Below are 20735 nucleotides of genomic sequence, written 5' to 3'. Positions count from 1 at the left end.
ATGTAATTTATATAACTTATTGATGTGTAGAGTAAAAAAACGACGAATTTTTTATGAATTTTTGTCTAATCTGAAGAGGTTGTTTAGGTTATAATCTATTTTTATGTATAAATAACCAGTAGCTCTCATCATGATGGATCCATCTCTATTACTCGACGGTTTGAACGACAAACAACGTGAAGCCGTTGCAGCACCTCTAGAAAACTTGCTCGTCCTTGCTGGTGCAGGGAGTGGTAAGACACGCGTTCTTGTTCACCGTATCGCTTGGTTGATGTCGGTCGAGCAATCATCTCCGTTCTCAATCATGTCGGTAACCTTTACCAATAAGGCGGCGACAGAGATGCGTGGACGTATCGAAGAGCTAATGATGGGCAGTGCAGGTGGTATGTGGAATGGTACTTTCCACGGCATTTGTCACCGTATTCTGCGTGCGCACTATCTTGATGCCAAGCTACCGGAAGATTTCCAAATCATCGACAGTGACGACCAACAGCGTCTACTAAAGCGTTTGATTAAAGCGCAAAACCTCGATGAGAAGCAGTGGCCAGCACGCCAAGTGGCATGGTGGATTAACGGCAAGAAAGACGAAGGTCTGCGCCCGTCGCACATTGATGCGTACCACGATCCAGTGACCAAGACATATCTGCAGTTGTACACCGCTTACCAAGAAGCGTGTGATCGTGCTGGTTTAGTCGATTTTGCGGAAATCTTGCTGCGCGCACATGAGCTACTGCGTGATAACAAGTTCGTCCGTGAACACTACCAAGCACGCTTTAAGCATATCTTGGTGGATGAGTTCCAAGATACCAACAACATTCAATATGCTTGGCTACGTATGATGGCGGGACCTGAGTGTCACGTGATGATCGTAGGTGATGACGATCAGTCGATTTACGGTTGGCGTGGTGCAAAAGTCGAGAACATTGAGAAGTTTACGCTGGAATTCCCAAGCGTGAATACCATTCGTCTTGAGCAAAATTACCGTTCAACCAAGACCATTCTGGAAGCGTCCAACGCCCTGATCGCGAATAATACCGAGCGTATGGGTAAAGAGCTTTGGACAGATGGCGTTGTCGGTGAGCCTATCTCGATTTACAGCGCTTACAACGAACTAGATGAAGCCCGTTTTGCGGTAAACAAAATCAAAGAGTGGCAAGACAAGGGTGGTGCTCTGAATGACGCTGCAATGCTTTACCGTAACAACGCCCAGTCGCGTGTTCTTGAAGAAGCACTAATCCAAGCTGGTCTGCCTTACCGTATCTACGGCGGTATGCGATTCTTCGAACGTCAGGAAATCAAAGATGCCTTGAGCTACATGCGTCTGATTGCCAACCGTAATGATGATGCGGCATTTGAACGTGTAGTGAATACGCCAACACGTGGTTTGGGTGATAAGACGCTTGAAACCATCCGTTTTGCGGCTCGTGACCGTGGTTGCACCATGTGGGAAGCGAGTGTGGCTATGTTGGATGAGAAGGTGCTTGCTGGTCGTGCTGCTGGTGCTCTGAGTCGTTTTATCGAGCTTGTCACAGCACTAGAAGACGACACCATCGAGATGCCGCTGCATCACCAAACTGACCATGTGATCAAATACTCGGGCTTGTTCGCGATGTACGAGCAAGAGAAGGGCGAAAAGTCTAAGGCGCGTATTGAGAACTTGGAGGAATTGGTGACCGCAACTCGCCAATTCGAGAAACCAGAAGAAGCCGAAGACATGTCACTGCTGACGGCATTCCTAACCCATGCAGCATTAGAAGCGGGTGAAGGACAAGCGGATGAGTTTGAAGATGCGGTTCAGCTCATGACATTGCACAGTGCGAAAGGTCTAGAGTTCCCATTGGTGTTTATGGTCGGTGTGGAAGAAGGCATGTTCCCAAGCCAAATGTCGGCAGAAGAAGCAGGGCGTTTAGAAGAAGAACGCCGTCTGTGTTACGTAGGCATGACCCGTGCGATGCAGAAACTGTACATCACTTATGCTGAAATGCGCCGTTTGTACGGTCAGGATAAGTACCATAAACCGTCTCGCTTTATCCGTGAACTGCCAGAAACTTGTCTAGATGAAGTACGCATGAAGGCGCAAGTTAGCCGTCCTGCAAGCAGTGGTCGATTTAGCCAAACGGCGGTGAAAGAGAGCTTCAATGAAACTGGCTTTACGCTAGGTTCTCGTGTGATGCATCCTAAGTTTGGTGAAGGCACCATCATCAACTTCGAAGGCAGTGGTCCACAGAGTCGCGTACAGATTGCCTTTAATGGTGAGGGCATCAAATGGTTGGTGACTGCTTACGCTCGACTAGAGAAACTGTAAGGCTTCAACAAACTCATCAACTTAAGAGCTGCTTCGGCGGCTCTTTTTGTTTGTGTTGTTTGCATGTCGCTAACGCAGTAAAAAATGGAACAATAAATGGAGTGCGAAAGCGCGATTTAACTATACCGTTTGAAGTGAAAGATGAGCGTTGTGGGTGAATGTCTACTTTCAGCAGAGCTGCTGAGAAAAATTTTAGGCAAAGAAAAACCCCGAGGGCTTGAGCCCGTCGGGGTTATAGTCTTACTCGCAGCAATCCGGCTACTAAGAGTGCTCCATGCATCTAATCCATGATAGTGTGCTGAATCCGTCAGCTTAATCCTTACGTCGCCTTCCTAGCGGTGTCCTTAATGACCTTATCCTGGTCTGCTAACCATCCTCGTTAGCTCTCATCACTTGTTCCCTGAGCGGTGTCCCTGACATCATCCTGATGTTCAAATCCTTGCCTCGTCCAGAGGTGTCCATTTCCCGTCCTTAGTAGCAACCATCCTAGTCACTATTGATTCCGTTCAATGTCCAATTTTGCAATCCATGCCCGACTATTCATCCTGAATAACCGTTTCTTCTTCCTGAAGTTCACCAAGTCCGTGGTGTTTCCTGTTCCGTGTCAGCATCCTTCCGACAGGTTTAATATTACGTGTTTAACGATTTCCAACAACGGGCTAATCTCACATTTTTTCACTCTCTTTGCGTTCAAAAAAGATACATAAATATTAAATTCAATGACTTATGTTCTTTGTTGTACGGTTTTACCATTAAAAAAGAGAGGTTTGCTCAACCCTTTGTGAGAGATCTCGCACAAGGGGTCGAGCGAAAGACTCTTACTGCCCGATAGCGACGCCTTCACGCCTTGGATCGGCTGCGCCCTCAAGACCGTCTTTTGTTATACGTATCGCATGCAGTCCAGAGTTCAAATCACGAACATCAGTATTAAAGCCCATCTTTTCCAACTCAGGCTGTAAGCCTTCTGCAGCAGTACCTTGTTCAATATCTAAGGTGCCAAAACGGTTCAGTAATCGTGGCTGATTAATCGCGCTTTGGATGTCCATATCCCATTGCGTGTGGGCGATAATGGCTTGTGCGACATAACCAATGATGCGGCTGCCACCCGGTGAGCCAATTGCCATGTAAGGTTTGTCATCCTTCATCATAATGGTTGGTGCCATGGATGAACGTGGGCGTTTACCCGGTTCTAAGCGGTTCGCGATTGGCACACCATCTTGGTGAGTGCGGAAGGAGAAGTCGGTCAGTTCGTTGTTGAGCAAGAAGCCGCGCACCATCAAGCGTGAGCCAAAAGCGTTTTCAATGGTTGTTGTCATTGAAACCACATTGCCTTGCTTATCGACGATATTGAAATGGCTGGTGGAAGGCAGCTCGATCGATTGGTCCATGCTTAAGTTCATCGCGTGCGACCAAGGAGGGTTGCCGGCTTCAACCTTACTCAAGGCTTTACCGACTTGGATAAGCTCAGCACGCTGTTTGAGATAATCTTTATCAAGCAAGCCTTCGGTTGGCATTGGCACATAATCTTGGTCAGCCATGTACTTACCGCGATCTGCAAACGCAAGGCGCGATGCATCGGCGATCACTTGCCACGATTTCGCGTTTTCGGCTCCCCAGCCTTTAAGATCGTATTGCTCGGTGATCGCAAGAATCTGCCCAACCGTCAATGCGCCAGAGCTAGGTGGTCCCATGCCGCAAATATCATAGCTTTGGTAAACCGCACAAACCGGTTCACGTTGCTTGATTTGGAACGCATCAAAGTCAGGTTGTGCCAATACGCCAGGATTGCCCGGTGCATTCTGTACTGTCTTGATGATGTCTGTGGCGATATCGCCTTGATAGAAAGCTTTTGCCCCTTGCTCTGCAATTGCCGTCAGAGTTTGTGCGTATTCAGGGTTCTTCAACAACGTGCCTTCGGTTTTTGGTGAGCCATCTGGATTGAAGAAGTAAGCCTTAGTCGCAGGGAAGCGTGATAGGCGCTTGGCATCTTTCTCAATCAGACTCGCGAGGCGAGGACTTACTTCGAAACCTTGCTCAGCCAAGGTAATCACAGGTTGGATGATCTTTTTCCATTCCAACTTGCCGTATTTCTGGTGCGTGTCCCACAGTAGTTTCACTGTGCCAGGAGTAGCAACGGAGCGCCCTCCGACAACCGCATCATAAAATTGCAGTGGTTGTCCCTTGTCATCTAGGAAGAGCTTCGGCGTCGCGGCGAGCGGTGCGGTTTCGCGTCCATCATACGTAGTCAGTTTTTGTTTCTCACTGTCCCAATACACTAAGAAGGCGCCACCACCAATACCTGATGATTGCGGCTCTACCAAGCCCAGCATCAGTTGTACGGCAACCATGGCATCAATAGCATTGCCCCCTTGTGCAAGAACATCCGCCCCGGCTTGGGTTGCAAGTGGGTTGGCTGCGGTGACCATATAATCTTTGGCTTTGACCAATTGCTTTTGCTCGAAGCCAGTACTGTGCTCAGGTGCAACCGCATCTGCTGCTTGGTTAGCAAAGGCTGAGGTAGATAAGACGAGTGGGGAAGTAAGAAAAAGACCCGTGGTCACGAGTCGGTTGAACGTCCAATGCATGATGACTCTCCATGTTGCCAGTTTTGTGCTTTCAGCTTGGCAGTCATGAAGAGTCACGTCGAGTCAGCAATCTTAGAAATGTCGATTGTGCTACGCTTTTAAATCAGTACTTTATCCGATAAAAGTGCTGATGGTTTGGTACAAAATACTGCCGCCCACGAGAGTAAATACCACACCACACAGACCGTCGATGTAGATGCCTGCTTGTTGCAATTTACGTTGTAAGCGCTGCGTCGACAGCATCCATGCAAGGCTAGAGAACCAGAATAGCGACAAGCCAAACAAGATGACTAAAGCAATACCTTTGCCAGTGATCGACATACCAGCAGGGACTAAGCTCGACATCAAACTGATAAAGAACACCAGGGCTTTCGGGTTAAGGATGTTGGTCGCAAATCCTTTCGCAAATGCCTGACGCTTATTGCTGATCACTAGGTTGTTTTGCTTCTTAGGTTGATCCGCCTGTGGGTTTTTGATCATCGAGATCACGGCACGCAATGCGCCAATACCTAAATAGAGCAGGTAACTACCACCGAGCAGTTGCACCACGGAGTACAGCACTGGGTGCTGGTGGACGATATAACTCACGCCTGTCAGGCTGAACAAAGAGTGCAGCAAAATACCGACAGACAATCCCAACGCAATGTACAAGCCAGTTTGACGACCATGACGCGTCGCGTTTTGTACGACCAACGCAAAGTCGGGACCGGGACTCATTAGGGCAATAAAGTGAATGCTGGCGAGCGTCAGCAATATGGTGGATTCATTCATAACACATCTCAAGTATAACTAATGCGGCTATTGTCGTGGCAAGTCACCTGTGGCGCTTGTAAAAAACTGACAGCTTTCTCGGTAAATGCAATTAACGAGTCACTTGAGAAGGGGAAACGCCGTAGGTCTGCTTAAACGCTTTGCTGAAATGCGCTTGATCGTAAAAACCGATTTGATGGGCGACGTCGGTACCACATTGACCAGATTGCAGTAACTTCATGCCTTGTTCGAGGCGCAGGCGTGCGAACCATGCGTAAGGCGTCATGCCAGTTTGCGCTTTAAAGTGGCGCTGGAACTGAGTTGGGCTCAGTTGGCACAGTTCTGATAGCGAATCCAAACGCACCGCTTGGTCGAGGTTCGCCATTAGATAATCTTTTAACGTCCCAAGCGATTGATTTCCTAGCGGCACCACTTTTTGTCGCTCAAGCGATCCGTAGCGATCAAAAAGCTGGTTAAATCCTTCAAAAGGAAGGCAATCTTTGGTGAGTTGGCTGAGGTTTTCACGACGAAGTAGCCCATGTAAGTTACTAAGTTGTGAAAATATCTGTGGATCCGAGATGATCAGTTCGTTGAAGTGTATTATTTGACCGTTTTGCTTAAGATCAGCCAGATCGCTCAATAGGTGAGGTTCGATCGCAAATACATTTACTTCATAGCCACTTTCGAGCTTAGATTGCCCGTCGTGCAGCTCATCTGGCGGCATAATCACAATTTGCCCGTGACCAACTTGGTGGCTGTTACCTTGGTATTGGAACTTCTGCGCGCCATGCGTGATCAGACCGAGATGAAAATCCAGATGGTAATGCCTTTGAAAAGCAAATTTCTGGTATTTCGCCTCTATCAGACTCAAGTTGTCATGGTCGGTTGCGTAGTACTGAATATGTTCCATTAAATAAAAAAAGCTTGGTCACATTATGACCAAGCTTATCCATCAATTTCTTAAATGTCTTGTAAAAAACGATCAGGCAGCACGAGCCGCTTTGCGTGACTTGCGGTTATTACGCAGACCATCAAAGCTAAATACCACCAAGGCTCCCCAAATAAAGGCGAAGGTGATGGCTTTATCGCTGGTGAACGGTTCGCCGTAGATCAGCACCGCAAGCAAGAACATCAAACTCGGACCAATGTATTGGAAGAAGCCCAACGTCGATAGCTTTAGACGGGTTGCTGCGCCAGTAAAGCACAGTAGCGGCAGGGTAGTGATCACGCCTGCAGCAATCAACAAGGTATTAAGCTGCATTGGGTTATCTAGCATGTTGGACGTCGGTGAACTCGCAATAAACAGCAAGTAAATTGCCGCAGCAGGTAACATCACCAAGGTTTCAATGAATAGTCCGGTTTGTGCTCCCACACTGACTTTCTTACGCAGCAAGCCATAACAGCCGAAACTCATTGCTAGCGCTATAGCGACCACAGGCACCGAGCCAAAGACGAACAGCTGAACTAATACGCCACAAGCAGCAAGGACAACCGCGAACCACTGGAGTTTACGTAGACGCTCACCAAGGAAGACCATCCCGAGTAAGACGTTGATCAGTGGGTTAATGTAATAACCCAAGCTGGCATCGAGCATGTGGTTCGAGTTGACCGCCCAAATGAAGATCAACCAGTTTGCACCGACCAAAATGGCAGTAGAAACCAGAAACATCATCTTGGTTTTGTTTTTAATGATGTCGCGAACCGAGCGCCAATGGCGACCAAAATGGAGGAGTGCGGCTAGCAAAAAGAAAGACCAAATCACTCGGTGGCTTAAGATCTCTAGTGGCGAGACTTCAGCAATCGATTTGAAGTAAATGGGTGCGATGCCCCACATGGTGTACGCGCCAATAGCAAGCAAGACGCCTTGCCGTGAGCGTTGTTGTTCTTCTGGTGTCATGGGATGTCACCTAATTGAGTTTTTATAGAGCAGAAAATCAGTATACGAGTCGTGAGCTGAATCACCTAACAATTTGCGGTTTTATTCACCATGAAACCCCATTACAATGTGCCCTCACTTTGCGTGCTAGTGGCATGCATAAGCACCTCTTTTTAAGACCCAATCTGAGATTTTTCATGACCTCTACCTTGTTAGCCGAACAATCAGACTCGCCTGTAACGCCTCAACGTGTGTTGGAGGATGTGTTTGGTTACCAAGAGTTCCGTGATGGTCAGCAGTTGGTGATTGACGCCGCGGTAGAAGGTCGCGACAGCTTAGTTATCCTGCCTACTGGTGGCGGTAAGTCGCTGTGTTATCAAATTCCTGCTTTGGTTCGCTCTGGCATTACTTTGGTCATTTCTCCGCTTATCTCGCTGATGAAGGACCAAGTGGACCAACTTAAAGCCAACGGTGTAGCGGCTGAGTGTATTAACTCGACCATGCCTCGTGAAGAGCTGCTCAGCGTGTATAACCGCATGCACACTGGGCATCTTAAGTTGGTGTACGTCTCGCCAGAACGCGTATTGATGCGTGATTTCATTGAGCGCTTGGAAAACTTGCCGCTATCGATGATTGCCGTCGATGAAGCGCACTGTATTTCCCAGTGGGGACACGACTTCCGTCCAGAATACGCCGCGCTTGGTCAACTCAAGCAGCAGTTTTCGCATGTGCCATTTATGGCGCTGACGGCGACGGCGGATGATGCGACGCGTCGAGATATTCTCGAGCGTCTGCAACTGAATAATCCTGAGGTTTATTTAGGCAGCTTCGACCGTCCTAACATTCGCTACAACTTAGTTGAGAAGCACAAGCCGGTTTCGCAAATCGTTCGTTATCTTGAGACCCAGAAGGGTAATTGCGGCATCATCTATTGTGGTAGTCGTAAGAAAGTTGAGATGGTGACCGAGAAGTTGTGTAACAACCACATTCGTGCTGCTGGTTATCACGCCGGTATGGATGCTGATGAGCGCGCTTACGTTCAAGAAGCTTTCCAACGTGATGATATCCAAATCGTAGTGGCGACCGTGGCATTCGGTATGGGCATCAACAAACCAAACGTGCGCTTTGTGGTTCACTTTGATATCCCGCGCAATATCGAGTCCTACTATCAGGAAACCGGTCGTGCAGGGCGTGATGGTTTACCTGCCGAAGCGATGATGTTGTATGACCCGGCTGACATCAGTTGGCTGCGTCGCATGTTAGACGAGAAAGACGACGGTCCACAGAAGCAGGTGGAAACCCACAAACTGAATGCGATGAGTGCCTTTGCTGAGGCGCAAACTTGTCGTCGTCAGGTGCTATTGAATTACTTTGGTGAATATCGCGAGAAGCCATGTGGCAACTGCGATATTTGCTTAGATCCACCGAAGCACTTTGATGCCACGGAAGAAGCGCGTAAGGCGCTGTCTTGTGTGTACCGAGTGAATCAGAGCTTTGGTATGGGCTACGTAGTGGAAGTGCTGCGTGGCATGCAAAATATTCGTGTACGTGAAAACGGGCACGATAAGATTTCTACCTACGCGATAGGTCGCGACCACAGCCACGATTACTGGGTGAGTATCTTCCGTCAGTTAATCCACAAAGGGCTGTTGTTTCAAAACATCACACGTAACTCAACGCTGCAACTTACCGAAGAAGCGCGTCCGCTGCTGCGTGGTGATGTGACTCTAGAGTTAGCGGTACCACGTTTAGACACCGCAGCACGTGCGGCTAAGTCAGATAAACTGACCAGCAAGAACTACGACAAAAAGCTGTTTGCTAAGTTACGTAAGCTGCGTAAGTCGATTGCTGATGAAGATGGTTTGCCACCATACGTAGTCTTTAGTGACGCGACTCTGATTGATATGGCGGAAATTCTGCCAACGTCTTACGGCGAAATGTTGGCAGTCAGCGGCGTTGGTCAGCGCAAACTGGAGAAGTACGCCGATCCATTCCTCGATTTGATTCAAGAACACATTACTCACCACGGATAAGGAACCAAGATGCAAAAGGAATTTGGCTTAGCGGACTACATGGCACAAGAAGGGCGCTTAATCATTACCGCGCCGAGCTTTGACCTTGATAGCTTTCCTGCTTTAGGTGAGCGTTTAGTCGGACTGCTTTCCGCTACTGTGGTGGAAAAGCAGTGGGATGCGGACATTCACTCTTGGTTGATCGACTTTGAAGGTTGCCGACTGTTTATGAAAGCAGAGCATTACAGTGAAGCGATTTGGTTTGAAGCGTTAGCGATTGAAGAGAGCAGGGAAGAGTTGGATTATCTCGCAGGGTTGTTCCAACGCGGCTTCTAAAAATAGAATTTTTCTAGAAAGGGTGTTTCACATGAAACACCCTTTTTTATGCTCAAACGTTTGCGTAAAACAGACGGCTTGCGGCGAAAAGTGGTTAATGTATAATCGCCCACCGCTTCGCTCAGAATGAGCCAAGCCAGTTTATTTTTCATTTTACATTGTTGGTAAGAGCCACTTTATTCAGTGACTCGATTTGGGTTCCCTCACCCCCAAACCAAACTAAAAAGGTATCGCATGAGTAACTTTACCCCTGCGCAGCAGCGCAACGCCCTTATCTATCTGGTTCTATTCCACCTAGTCATTATTGCATCTAGCAATTACCTAGTTCAGCTACCGTTTACTATCTTCGGTTTCCATACCACTTGGGGTGCATTCACTTTCCCATTTATCTTCTTAGCGACTGACTTAACTGTGCGTATTTTCGGTGCTCAGTTGGCACGTAAGATCATCTTCTTAGTGATGTTGCCTGCTTTGGCAGTGTCTTACTTCTTATCGGTGGTGTTCTTCGAAGGTCAATTCCAAGGTTTTGGTCACCTAGGGGAGTTTAACTTATTCGTTGCTCGTATCGCGATTGCTAGCTTCATGGCGTACCTACTTGGTCAGATCATGGATGTGCACGTGTTCAACCGCCTACGTCAAATGAAGCAATGGTGGGTGGCACCAACGTGTTCAACGCTTTTCGGTAATGCACTTGATACCATCGCTTTCTTCGCCATTGCGTTCTACCAAAGCCCAGATCCATTTATGGCAGAGCATTGGACGGAAATCGCGCTGGTGGATTACGGCTTCAAACTGATTATCAGTCTTGGTTTGTTCGTTCCGATGTACGGCGTATTACTGAATTACCTCATTAAGAAGCTGACTGCGGTGAACCCTGATTTTAAGGTGACGACAAGCGTTCAGTCTTAATATCAGTGGGAACCCCGAAAGCCGCTTGCTCAAATCAAGCGGCTTTTTTGTGCCTGTTTACTTGGGTTTAGAGCGTTTTGTACAGCGTGGGGAGTAATTAGATCATGGGTGTCCAAAAGCTCCCTAAGCTGTACAAAGGTAAAAATGGAGTAATAAAAAAGGTCCCAATAGGGACCTTTAACCAAGTAATAAGTCATCGTGAGATTTAACAAGTCACAATACTTAACGGCCAACCAATGTCTGTTTGACGGTTGGATTCAATTTCCAATTCAGCCGCAGTCAATGGGTTTGCCTCTAACCACTTCGCATCAATGTTGAGCGTCAGTTTGTCGCCTTCTGCTGTTAGAGTCACATTTGGCTCCAGATCAGGGTTGCGACGATGGCTGAGTAGAACCGCAAGGCGCAATAGACGCAGTACGCGTTTACCACTGGTGCCTGACAGGGCATGTTGCTCCGGCAGTGAGGTTAGCTGTTCACGGTAACGGCGAGCAATTTCACCGATAAAGAACTTCTGCGCGCGCGTGTAACCAGGCAAATCCAAGTGCTGAAGCAGGTAAGCGCTGTGGGCTCCACCTTTTTTGAAATCGATAGTCAGACCGATTTCATGCAGCTTCGCTGTTGTTTCTAGCAGCACTTTACCTTGAGGTTCTGTAACCCACGCTTCACCGCCAACTTGCTCAAGCAGTTTGCCCGCAAGTTTTGCGACTTGTTCACCGTAATGGCAATCAAGTTGGTAACGACTTTGTACGCTACAAATGGTGCGTGCACGGATGTCGTTTTGACGAAGCTCGTCAACCATCTCGTACACCAAGCCTTCACGTAGTGCACCGCCAGCCAGTGTCATGGCATCGATTTCTAGTAGCTCAAAGATCGCAATTAAAATGGATAAGCCACTTGGGAATACCAAAGCACGTTCTAGAGTAAGTCCTTCAATATCGAGCTCTTCCAAGTGATCAGCAAGCATCGCCTGCTTTTGCAGACGCTTAAGTTTGGAGTGAGTAATCACTTCGTCCATACCTTGTGCTAGCATTATCTCTTGTAGTGCTTGAACGGTACCCGATGCCCCAACACACACATCCCAACCTAGGTCGGTGTACTGTTCTAAGATTGGCATCAGAGTTTGCTTCGCGCCTTCAATTGCGGCTTCGAAGTTACGTGCGTTCAGTTGGCGGTCTTTGAAGAAGTTCTCTAACCAAGTCACACAGCCCATTTTCAGACTGGTCAGTGCTTTGGCTTCGAAACCTTCACCGATAATCAGTTCGGTACTCGCACCGCCAATATCGACCACTAGGCGACGACCGCTGCCACCAGAGGTGTGAGCGACACCTTTATATATAGTGGCGGCTTCTTCCTCGCCGGTAATCACTTCGATAGGCTGACCTAAGATTTGGTTCGCCTTCTCTAGAAAAACATCCACATTGGTCGCGGTACGCAATGTCGCGGTACCCACAATGCGGATGTTCTGTTTAGGAATATCCTGCAAGCGTTCTGCAAATAGACTTAAGCAGTCCCATCCTCGCTGCATAGCTTCCATACTAAGAGAGTTATGTTCATCTAAGCCCGCGGCTAGACGAACTTTGCGCTTAATTTTAGCCATAGTTTGAACGCTGCCATCGATGTGACGCACAACGAGCATGTGAAAACTGTTCGACCCGAGGTCGATGGCGGCGTATAGCGGTGATGATCCTGCTTGACTCATAAACGACTTCAGTTTCCTTTTATGATTGTTTTGGCGCTGATTGACGCGGCTGACGAGGACGACGTCCTTGCGGCTTGCGGTTACCAGAGCGAGTGCCACCTGTATTGGTGCGACGTTGCTGAGTACGAGGTGCGCGCATACGAAGTGGTGCAGGCAAGTTTTGGATTAGAGCCGAAGCATCGTAATCAGAAACTGGAATTGCGTGCTCAATGTATTCTTCGATTGGTGGCAGGTTGATTGCGTAATCTTCACAAGCAAAGCTAATAGAGTGACCACTTGCGCCAGCACGACCAGTACGACCGATACGGTGAACGTAATCTTCACAATCATCTGGTAGGTCGAAGTTGAATACGTGTGTTACTTGAGGGATGTGTAGACCACGTGCTGCAACGTCGGTTGCTACGAGTAGGTCAACTTCACCACGAGTGAATTGCTCAAGAATCTTTTCACGCTTCTTCTGTGGTACATCACCAGTCAGTAGACCAACACGGTGACCATCAGCTGCTAGGTGACCCCAAATCGACTCACACTTGTGCTTAGTGTTAGCAAAAACGATCGCGCGATCTGGCCATTCTTCTTCAATTAGTGTTTGAAGCAGTGCCATCTTGTCTTCATTAGAAGGGTAGAAAAGCTCTTCTTGGATGCGGTGACCGGTTTTTTGCTCTGGCTCAACCACAACATGCTCAGGGTTGTGCATGTGTTCGAATGCCAATTCTTGTACGCGGTAAGACAGCGTTGCTGAGAACAGCATGTTCAAACGCTCTTTTGGCTCTGGCATACGACGGAACAAGAAACGAATGTCTTTAATAAAGCCAAGATCGAACATGCGGTCTGCTTCATCCAGAACAACCGCTTGAATGTTGTTTAGGTTGAATACGCGTTGCTTGTAGAAATCGATGATACGGCCAGTGGTGCCGATAAGAATGTCTACACCGTCTTGCAGTTTGGCAAGTTGCTTGTCGTAGCTTTCGCCACCGTAAGCTAAAGCGGCTTTAAGACCTGTGCTCGCAATCAAAGGTTCAGCATCGTTAAAGATCTGAATCGCTAGCTCACGCGTTGGCGCCATGATGATCGCGCGCGGCTGAGTCGGCTTGCGGCCTTCGTGCTCTGGTGTCGTTAGAAGGTGGTTGAAGGTAGCAGTAAGAAACGCGAGGGTTTTACCAGTACCCGTTTGGGCCTGGCCTGCAATGTCTTGGCCGGTGAGCAGTACCGGCAACGCCAAGGCTTGGATAGGGGTACAATATTCGAACCCTTTTTTTTCCAATCCTTCAATAACTTGGGGCTTTAAATCCAAATCGGCGAACTTTTGCTCTGTGATATGCGTCTTTTTCATAGCGATAGAATATCAGCTAAAGCTTGCAATAAGAAAGTAAATACATTCCAATAGGGCATCTATTTACTGGTTATCATCCAACCAGTTTCGAAAAACACATTGGAGTGGAAGATGAGTGATAAGATTTTGCAGCTTACTGATGACGGTTTTGAAAACGATGTAATCAACGCTGCAGGCCCAGTTCTAGTTGATTTTTGGGCAGAATGGTGTGGTCCTTGTAAAATGATCGCTCCTATCCTGGACGAAATCGCTGACGAGTACGAAGGCAAACTCACTATCGGTAAACTAAATATTGACCATAACGCAGGTACACCACCTAAGTTTGGCATTCGCGGTATTCCAACGCTACTGTTGTTTAAAGACGGTAACGTAGCGGCAACGAAAGTTGGTGCTTTGTCTAAGACTCAACTAAAAGAGTTCCTAGACGCAAACCTATAATCACCAAGTGATTACAAACAAAACCGTGCAATATGACAATGCGCGGTTTTGTTTTTCTAACTCTGGACTAGAATATTAATTAGTGCTAACTTATCGCGCGTTAATTGAACAAATTTCTCTTCTTGGTCGATCCTGAGACCAAATCCATCTTAACTAGAAAACAGATCTTATTTTGACTAAACAAGCATCCACCACCATGAATCTTACTGAACTGAAGAACAGACCTGTGTCTGACCTTGTAAAGCTTGGCGAAAGCCTGGGTCTTGAGAACCTAGCTCGTCTAAGAAAACAAGACATCATCTTCGCAATTCTTAAAGCGCACGCGAAAGGCGGCGAAGACATCTTTGGCGATGGGGTTCTGGAGATTCTGCAAGACGGCTTTGGTTTCCTACGTAGCGCGGACAGCTCATACCTTGCTGGTCCAGACGATATCTACGTTTCGCCAAGTCAGATTCGTCGCTTCAACCTACGTACTGGTGACTCAATTGCTGGTAAAATTCGCCCACCAAAAGATGGTGAGCGTTACTTTGCCCTGCTAAAAGTCAACACAGTTAACGACGACAAACCAGACAACGCTCGTAACAAGATCCTATTCGAGAACTTAACGCCTCTACACGCTAACGAGCGTATGGTTATGGAGCGCGGTAACGGTTCTACAGAAGACATCACAGCACGTGTTTTAGACTTGGCATCGCCAATTGGTAAAGGTCAACGTGGTCTGATTGTTGCTCCGCCTAAAGCGGGTAAGACAATGCTTCTGCAAAACATCGCTCAAAGCATCGCATACAACCACCCTGAGTGTGAGTTGATGGTACTTCTAATCGACGAACGTCCTGAAGAAGTGACAGAGATGCAGCGTCTAGTTAAAGGTGAAGTAGTAGCGTCAACGTTCGATGAGCCAGCTTCTCGCCACGTACAAGTAGCGGAAATGGTAATCGAGAAAGCAAAACGTCTTGTTGAACACAAGAAAGACGTGGTTATCCTGCTTGACTCTATTACTCGTCTAGCTCGTGCATACAACACCGTAGTCCCTTCATCAGGTAAAGTACTAACTGGTGGTGTGGATGCAAACGCACTACACCGTCCTAAGCGTTTCTTCGGTGCAGCGCGTAACGTAGAAGAAGGCGGCAGCCTAACTATCCTTGCTACAGCTCTTGTTGATACTGGTTCGAAGATGGATGAAGTTATCTACGAAGAGTTCAAGGGTACAGGTAACATGGAAATCCACTTGAACCGTAAGATCGCAGAGAAGCGTGTATTCCCAGCGATTGACTTCAACCGCAGTGGCACACGTCGTGAAGAGCTTCTAACTAAGAACGAAGAACTTCAGAAGATGTGGATTCTACGTAAGATTGTTCACCCAATGGGCGAAACTGACGCGATGGAGTTCCTAATCGACAAGCTAGCGATGACGAAGACCAACGACGAGTTCTTCGATGCAATGCGTCGTCAATAGTCTCAGATAAGCAATTCTGCGAAGAGCCACCGTATATCGGTGGCTTTTTTATTGCTTTCTCCCGATAGAAGCAGCAGAATGAAGAAAATGTTATCGGGAGGTTAACATGCAACAAGGAATGTTGTCGTCATTACTCCTGAGCTTGTCACTTCTCACACTACCCGCGACGTTATCTGCCAAGGAAATGCAGGAAACCGTAGTAGAACAGTGGCTTCAGGATACCCATATACAGACCAAAGTATCTGAATTGCTCGATTATGCAGTCAGAGACGAAGTCGACTCTCTCAAATTCGCCCTCGACCGATTGGCTTTTCCTCAACAAGAAGTCGTACGTTTCCTACTGCTCGAAAAATTAGAGCAGCAAGAAATAATCCTCACGCCGAGAATGGCTATTTTTGTCGAATCTCAGATCAGCATTACGCCGACTTACCAAGTACTTGAACGTGGCGATGGTTATGAATTTAGTGTGCCTGCGTTTAATTTCCCTGCAATTGCCAGTCGTCTGATTAAGCGCTGGAAGCAAGACCAAAGTACGTTGGAGTTTGTTTTAGCGGCAGAGCGACAAGAGCTTGATTTGAAAGATTGGCTTACTGGTACGTCACAGCAAGTGCAAACCAGAGAAGCGTTACTTATTCGCGAGCTAGACAGCTTGTCTCCCAACGCACTTAAAGCGCTCACCAAGCAGTTAACCCATGCAAACGTCACCAGCTGGTTACCTTCAACAGCGGTTGTGGTGCGTTTGGCGCAAGTCAGCCAAGATGAGGCCATGTATGATCTGCTATGGCGAATGCGCGCAGATTACAATAGTCAGACAGAGCTTGAAAGACTGGCTGAGGTGAGCGATGAATTCTCACTACAACAATTGATGAATGCCACAGTCAACCCGACTCTAAAACCTTACGCGATTGAGTTGCTCACGAGATCCAATCCACTTACTCCGAACGTAAAACAATTCCTAGTAGCCAAGATGGCCCTCTCAGAGGAAGCCACTTTAGTTGCAAGAGAGCTAGCGAAGCAGGGGCATCAATCTTGGTTGGAAGAGCTTGTTTCAAGTAATCGCCAAGTGAAGGCTCGGCAAATTCAGGAATTCTTGAAGTAATGACACTTCAAAAGACCGTTTTTTCGTGTTGTTTCTATTGAAGCAATCTAGCTCACATACCCACACAAAATAGGAGGATCTTAGCGTCCTCCTATTTGTTATACTGCAGACAGTTTAATCAGCCAGCATGAAGGCCTATGAGTTTTAAGGATTTACGCGAATTTATCGACCACCTAGAACAGAAAGGTCGACTTAAACGCATCACTCACCCCGTCGATCCCGCTTATGAAATGACAGAAATCAGTGACCGCACCTTGCGTGCTGGTGGTCCTGCATTGTTGTTTGAGAACCCAATCGGCTACGACGTACCTGTTTTGACGAACCTATTTGGTACGCCAGAGCGTGTCGCAATCGGCATGGGACGCGAAGACGTTAAAGAATTAAGAGAAGTCGGTAAGCTGCTGGCTTATTTAAAAGAACCTGAGCCACCAAAAGGCTTCAAAGACGCCTTAGAAAAACTGCCTGTGTTCAAGCAAGTATTGAACATGCCGGCTAAGCGTTTACGTAAAGCACCATGCCAAGACATTGTTTGGCAAGGTGATGAAGTCGACTTGGATAAGATTCCGGTAATGAGCTGCTGGGCAGAAGATGTTGCGCCGCTGCTTACTTGGGGTTTAACCGTAACCAAAGGTCCGAACAAGAAGCGCCAGAACCTAGGCATTTACCGTCAGCAGAAAATTGCTAAGAACAAAATCATCATGCGTTGGTTAGCCCATCGTGGTGGTGCGCTTGATCTGCGCGATTGGATGGAAACCAATCCAGGTAAACCTTTCCCAGTTTCGGTTGCGTTTGGTGCAGACCCTGCAACCATTCTTGGCGCAGTAACACCAGTGCCAGATACGCTATCGGAATACGCATTTGCAGGTTTGTTGCGTGGAAGCAAAACGGAAGTCGTGAAGTCAGTCAGTAATGATTTGGAAGTGCCAGCGAGCGCGGAAATCGTGATGGAAGGCTATATCGACCCGAACGAGTTTGCTGATGAAGGCCCTTACGGTGACCACACTGGCTACTATAACGAAAAAGAAAAGCACCACGTATTTACCATTACGCACATTACTATGCGTAAAGACCCTATTTATCACAGCACCTACACAGGTCGTCCGCCTGATGAACCCGCTGTATTGGGTGTGGCATTAAACGAAGTGTTTGTGCCGATTTTGCAAAAGCAATTCCCAGAGATTGAAGACTTCTATCTACCGCCAGAAGGTTGTTCGTACCGAATGGCAGTCGTCACCATGAAGAAGCAGTATCCGGGGCATGCCAAGCGCGTAATGATGGGCGTGTGGTCTTTCTTACGTCAATTCATGTATACCAAGTTTGTTATTGTGTGCGATGAATCGGTAAACGCACGAGATTGGAATGATGTCGTGAAAGCCATGTCAGAACATATGGATCCTGTGCGTGATACCTTGATGATAGATAACACGCCAATCGACTCGCTCGACTTTGCTTCACCAGTGGTTGGCCTTGGCTCCAAAATGGGCTTAGATGCAACCATTAAGTGGGATGCCGAGCTGGCGACACGAACCGAGGTCACTGAACGAGACAGCAAAGCGATTACCCAATCTGATTTGGATGCGTTGAAACAGCAGCGTCCTGAAATTGTCGATGTATACCTACCAGCAACGGCGAACAACCAATTTGCTGTCGTGACAATGAAGAAAGACCAAGCCGGTCAATCTAAAGCATTGATGGAATACTTATGGGACTTCTTTGCTCAGTACACGGATAACAAATTCATTATTTTGTGCGACGATGACGTCAATGCACAAGATTGGAATGACATCATTTGGGCTGTGACAACTCGAATGGATCCAGACAGAGATACCACTCAAGTTCGTGGTAAGGCGGGTAGTTCATCTAAACTTGGGCTCGATGCGACCAATAAGTTTGAATCTGAAGCCACGCGCGAGTGGGGCACGCCTATCAAAAAAGATCCTAAACTTGTGGCTAAAGTCGATGAGATTTGGGACCAGTTAGGTATTCTATGAGTCATCAAGTCCACCTTCTACCAATGGACGTTACGTTCCAAGTAAAAGAAGGGGAGACGGTGTTGGAAGCTGCGCTCAACAACAATATTCGCTTCCCCCACCGTTGCCAAGTTGGCGCTTGCGCCATGTGCATGTGTAAAAAGCTAACGGGCGAGGTGAGCTATCACCTTGAACCGATGCTAACCGAAAAAGAGCAACAGCAAGGTTGGATATTCCCTTGCCAAGCCTATACAGAAAGTAATTTAGTGCTTACTTTTGACGAGTAAGCGAGAGGAACACCATGACCATCCAATGTAAAGTAAAGTCTATTCAGCCGTTAGCTTGTAATACTTACCAAATCCTTCTTCACCCAGAATCACCAGTGCCTTTTAAAGCCGGTCAGTACCTAATGGTCGTGATGGGTGAAAAAGACAAACGTCCTTTCTCTATTGCGAGCAGTCCTTGTCGTCATGAAGGTGAGCTTGAACTGCACATCGGCGCGGCAGAACACAATGCTTATGCACTAGAAGTCGTTGAAGCAATGCAAGCAGCCCTAGAAACAGATGGTCATATCGAGATTGATGCACCACATGGTGATGCTTGGGTTCAAGAAGAAAGCGAACGCCCGCTATTATTGATTGCTGGTGGTACTGGCTTTAGTTACGTGCGTTCGATTCTGGATCACTGTGTTGCACAGAACAAAACCAACCCTATCTATTTATACTGGGGTGCACGAGACAACTGCCAGCTTTACGCTAAAGAAGAACTGGTCGAGATTGCCGATAAGTTTGCTAACGTTCACTTTGTTCCAGTAGTAGAAGAAGCACCTACAGACTGGCAAGGTAAAGTTGGTAACGTGCTACAAGCAGTAGCCGAAGATTTCGAAAGCTTAGAAAACTACGATATCTATATTGCAGGCCGCTTTGAAATGGCAGGTGCAGCACGTGAACAGTTCACTCAGAACAAGAAAGCGAAGAGCGAACGTATGTTCGCAGACGCGTACGCATTCATTTAAATACGGCTTTTAAGGCAGAAAAAGAGGGTTTTTTACCCTCTTTTTTGCTTTTTTGATGAAATAGTCATCGAACAGTCAGTTTTTTCCATTTTTTTTCAAAAAAGGGTTGCGAACGGATCTGAGTTCCCTATAATGCGCATCCACCGACACGGCAGACGTGATAAGGCTTCAGCAGGGTCGGAGAGGTGAAAAGCTTCTGAGAAAATAAATTGAAAAAAGTGTTTGACACTCTCAATTATCTCGTTAGAATGCACCTCCGCTTTGAGAGAAAAACTTCTCGATAAGCAAGCTCTTTAACAAGATAGACCTATCAATCTGTGTGGGCACTCGTTGATGATAATCCAATTAGATGTTTCTTTCTTAACGGAAAGCGGTATCAAATTAGGTTTCAATGAAACGAAGTGACCATTGAATCGAAAGATTCAGCACAGTCAATTCAAACATTACTTATGTAATGTTCAGTATTCATTGAGCCGAACAAAATCTTAAATTGAAGAGTTTGATCATGGCTCAGATTGAACGCTGGCGGCAGGCCTAACACATGCAAGTCGAGCGGAAACGAGTTATCTGAACCTTCGGGGGACGATAACGGCGTCGAGCGGCGGACGGGTGAGTAATGCCTAGGAAATTGCCCTGATGTGGGGGATAACCATTGGAAACGATGGCTAATACCGCATAACGCCTACGGGCCAAAGAGGGGGACCTTCGGGCCTCTCGCGTCAGGATATGCCTAGGTGGGATTAGCTAGTTGGTGAGGTAATGGCTCACCAAGGCGACGATCCCTAGCTGGTCTGAGAGGATGATCAGCCACACTGGAACTGAGACACGGTCCAGACTCCTACGGGAGGCAGCAGTGGGGAATATTGCACAATGGGCGCAAGCCTGATGCAGCCATGCCGCGTGTGTGAAGAAGGCCTTCGGGTTGTAAAGCACTTTCAGTCGTGAGGAAGGT

16 protein-coding genes and 1 rRNA gene are annotated in these 20735 nt (G+C 47.4%); 11 read left to right on the top strand and 6 right to left on the bottom strand.

All coding sequences use genetic code 11. The features are described 5' to 3' along the window. The first annotated feature begins 130 nt into the window (after positions 1-130). Positions 131-2305, top strand: coding sequence for a DNA helicase II (uvrD, locus tag ATB78_RS26450; protein ID WP_061011021.1), 2175 nt, complete (start codon positions 131-133; stop codon positions 2303-2305). An 818-nt stretch (positions 2306-3123) separates the two neighbouring features. On the opposite strand, the gene ggt is transcribed toward uvrD, so the two are convergent. From ggt to rarD, 4 genes are all read right to left on the bottom strand, one after another. Further along, entirely contained in the window at positions 3124-4890 is a 1767-nt protein-coding gene (ggt, locus tag ATB78_RS26445) for a gamma-glutamyltransferase (RefSeq protein WP_061011020.1), read from the bottom strand. Between the two features lie 111 nt (positions 4891-5001). After that, positions 5002-5661: a LysE family translocator gene (locus ATB78_RS26440; RefSeq protein ID WP_029789267.1), complete on the bottom strand. Its 660-nt coding sequence runs from the start codon at positions 5659-5661 to the stop codon at positions 5002-5004. A gap of 91 nt (positions 5662-5752) precedes the next feature. Next, complete coding sequence (locus ATB78_RS26435) at positions 5753-6550, bottom strand: AraC family transcriptional regulator (protein WP_009696782.1); 798 nt, start codon at positions 6548-6550, stop codon at positions 5753-5755. Between the two features lie 72 nt (positions 6551-6622). Beyond that, complete coding sequence (gene rarD / locus ATB78_RS26430) at positions 6623-7537, bottom strand: EamA family transporter RarD (protein WP_061011019.1); 915 nt, start codon at positions 7535-7537, stop codon at positions 6623-6625. A gap of 176 nt (positions 7538-7713) precedes the next feature. Here rarD and recQ point away from each other — a divergent pair, with 176 nt between their 5' ends. The 3 genes from recQ to ATB78_RS26415 all read left to right on the top strand — a co-directional run bounded on the left by recQ (position 7714) and on the right by ATB78_RS26415 (position 10773). Then, positions 7714-9549, top strand: coding sequence for an ATP-dependent DNA helicase RecQ (gene recQ, locus ATB78_RS26425; RefSeq protein ID WP_005451195.1), 1836 nt, complete (start codon positions 7714-7716; stop codon positions 9547-9549). A 9-nt stretch (positions 9550-9558) separates the two neighbouring features. Further along, on the top strand, positions 9559-9864 hold the full coding sequence (locus ATB78_RS26420) for a DUF3630 family protein (RefSeq protein ID WP_005378772.1): 306 nt from the start codon (positions 9559-9561) through the stop codon (positions 9862-9864). A gap of 234 nt (positions 9865-10098) precedes the next feature. Beyond that, positions 10099-10773, top strand: a complete 675-nt coding sequence (locus ATB78_RS26415) for a 7-cyano-7-deazaguanine/7-aminomethyl-7-deazaguanine transporter (protein ID WP_005378770.1) — start codon at positions 10099-10101, stop codon at positions 10771-10773. A gap of 205 nt (positions 10774-10978) precedes the next feature. Here the strand turns inward: ATB78_RS26415 and gppA are convergent, their stop codons facing one another. Continuing rightward, entirely contained in the window at positions 10979-12472 is a 1494-nt protein-coding gene (gene gppA, locus ATB78_RS26410; RefSeq protein WP_061011018.1) for a guanosine-5'-triphosphate,3'-diphosphate diphosphatase, read from the bottom strand. A 19-nt stretch (positions 12473-12491) separates the two neighbouring features. Next, on the bottom strand, positions 12492-13805 hold the full coding sequence (gene rhlB, locus ATB78_RS26405; protein ID WP_061011017.1) for an ATP-dependent RNA helicase RhlB: 1314 nt from the start codon (positions 13803-13805) through the stop codon (positions 12492-12494). Positions 13806-13916: 111 nt separating this feature from the next. On the opposite strand from rhlB, the gene trxA reads away from it, so the two are divergent. The 7 genes from trxA to ATB78_RS26370 form a co-directional block, all read left to right on the top strand. Continuing rightward, the gene (gene trxA, locus ATB78_RS26400) at positions 13917-14243 is read left to right on the top strand and encodes a thioredoxin TrxA (RefSeq protein WP_004745500.1); all 327 of its coding nucleotides are present in this window, start codon (positions 13917-13919) and stop codon (positions 14241-14243) included. A 196-nt stretch (positions 14244-14439) separates the two neighbouring features. After that, a complete protein-coding gene (gene rho, locus ATB78_RS26395) occupies positions 14440-15699 on the top strand; it encodes a transcription termination factor Rho (RefSeq protein WP_005535997.1) in 1260 nt (419 codons plus the stop codon). Positions 15700-15805: 106 nt separating this feature from the next. Then, positions 15806-16798 carry a hypothetical protein gene (locus ATB78_RS26390; RefSeq protein WP_061011016.1) on the top strand — a complete coding sequence of 331 codons (993 nt, stop codon included), beginning with the start codon at positions 15806-15808 and terminating at the stop codon, positions 16796-16798. A gap of 137 nt (positions 16799-16935) precedes the next feature. Beyond that, positions 16936-18789, top strand: coding sequence for a 4-hydroxy-3-polyprenylbenzoate decarboxylase (gene ubiD / locus ATB78_RS26385; protein WP_061011015.1), 1854 nt, complete (start codon positions 16936-16938; stop codon positions 18787-18789). Next, positions 18786-19055, top strand: a complete 270-nt coding sequence (locus ATB78_RS26380) for a 2Fe-2S iron-sulfur cluster-binding protein (protein ID WP_009696789.1) — start codon at positions 18786-18788, stop codon at positions 19053-19055. The genes ubiD and ATB78_RS26380 overlap by 4 nt, the downstream gene beginning before the upstream one ends. 14 nt (positions 19056-19069) lie before the next feature. Continuing rightward, a complete protein-coding gene (gene fre / locus ATB78_RS26375; protein ID WP_009705210.1) occupies positions 19070-19783 on the top strand; it encodes an NAD(P)H-flavin reductase in 714 nt (237 codons plus the stop codon). A 487-nt stretch (positions 19784-20270) separates the two neighbouring features. Then, positions 20271-20735: ribosomal RNA gene (locus ATB78_RS26370) — 16S ribosomal RNA — on the top strand; the annotation flags it as partial.

This window comes from Vibrio sp. CUB2, from assembly GCF_001557945.1.
GTDB lineage: Bacteria > Pseudomonadota > Gammaproteobacteria > Enterobacterales > Vibrionaceae > Vibrio > Vibrio owensii.
The sequence above is the reverse complement of the archived record's forward strand: the minus strand, read 5'-3'. Positions and strand labels throughout refer to the sequence as shown.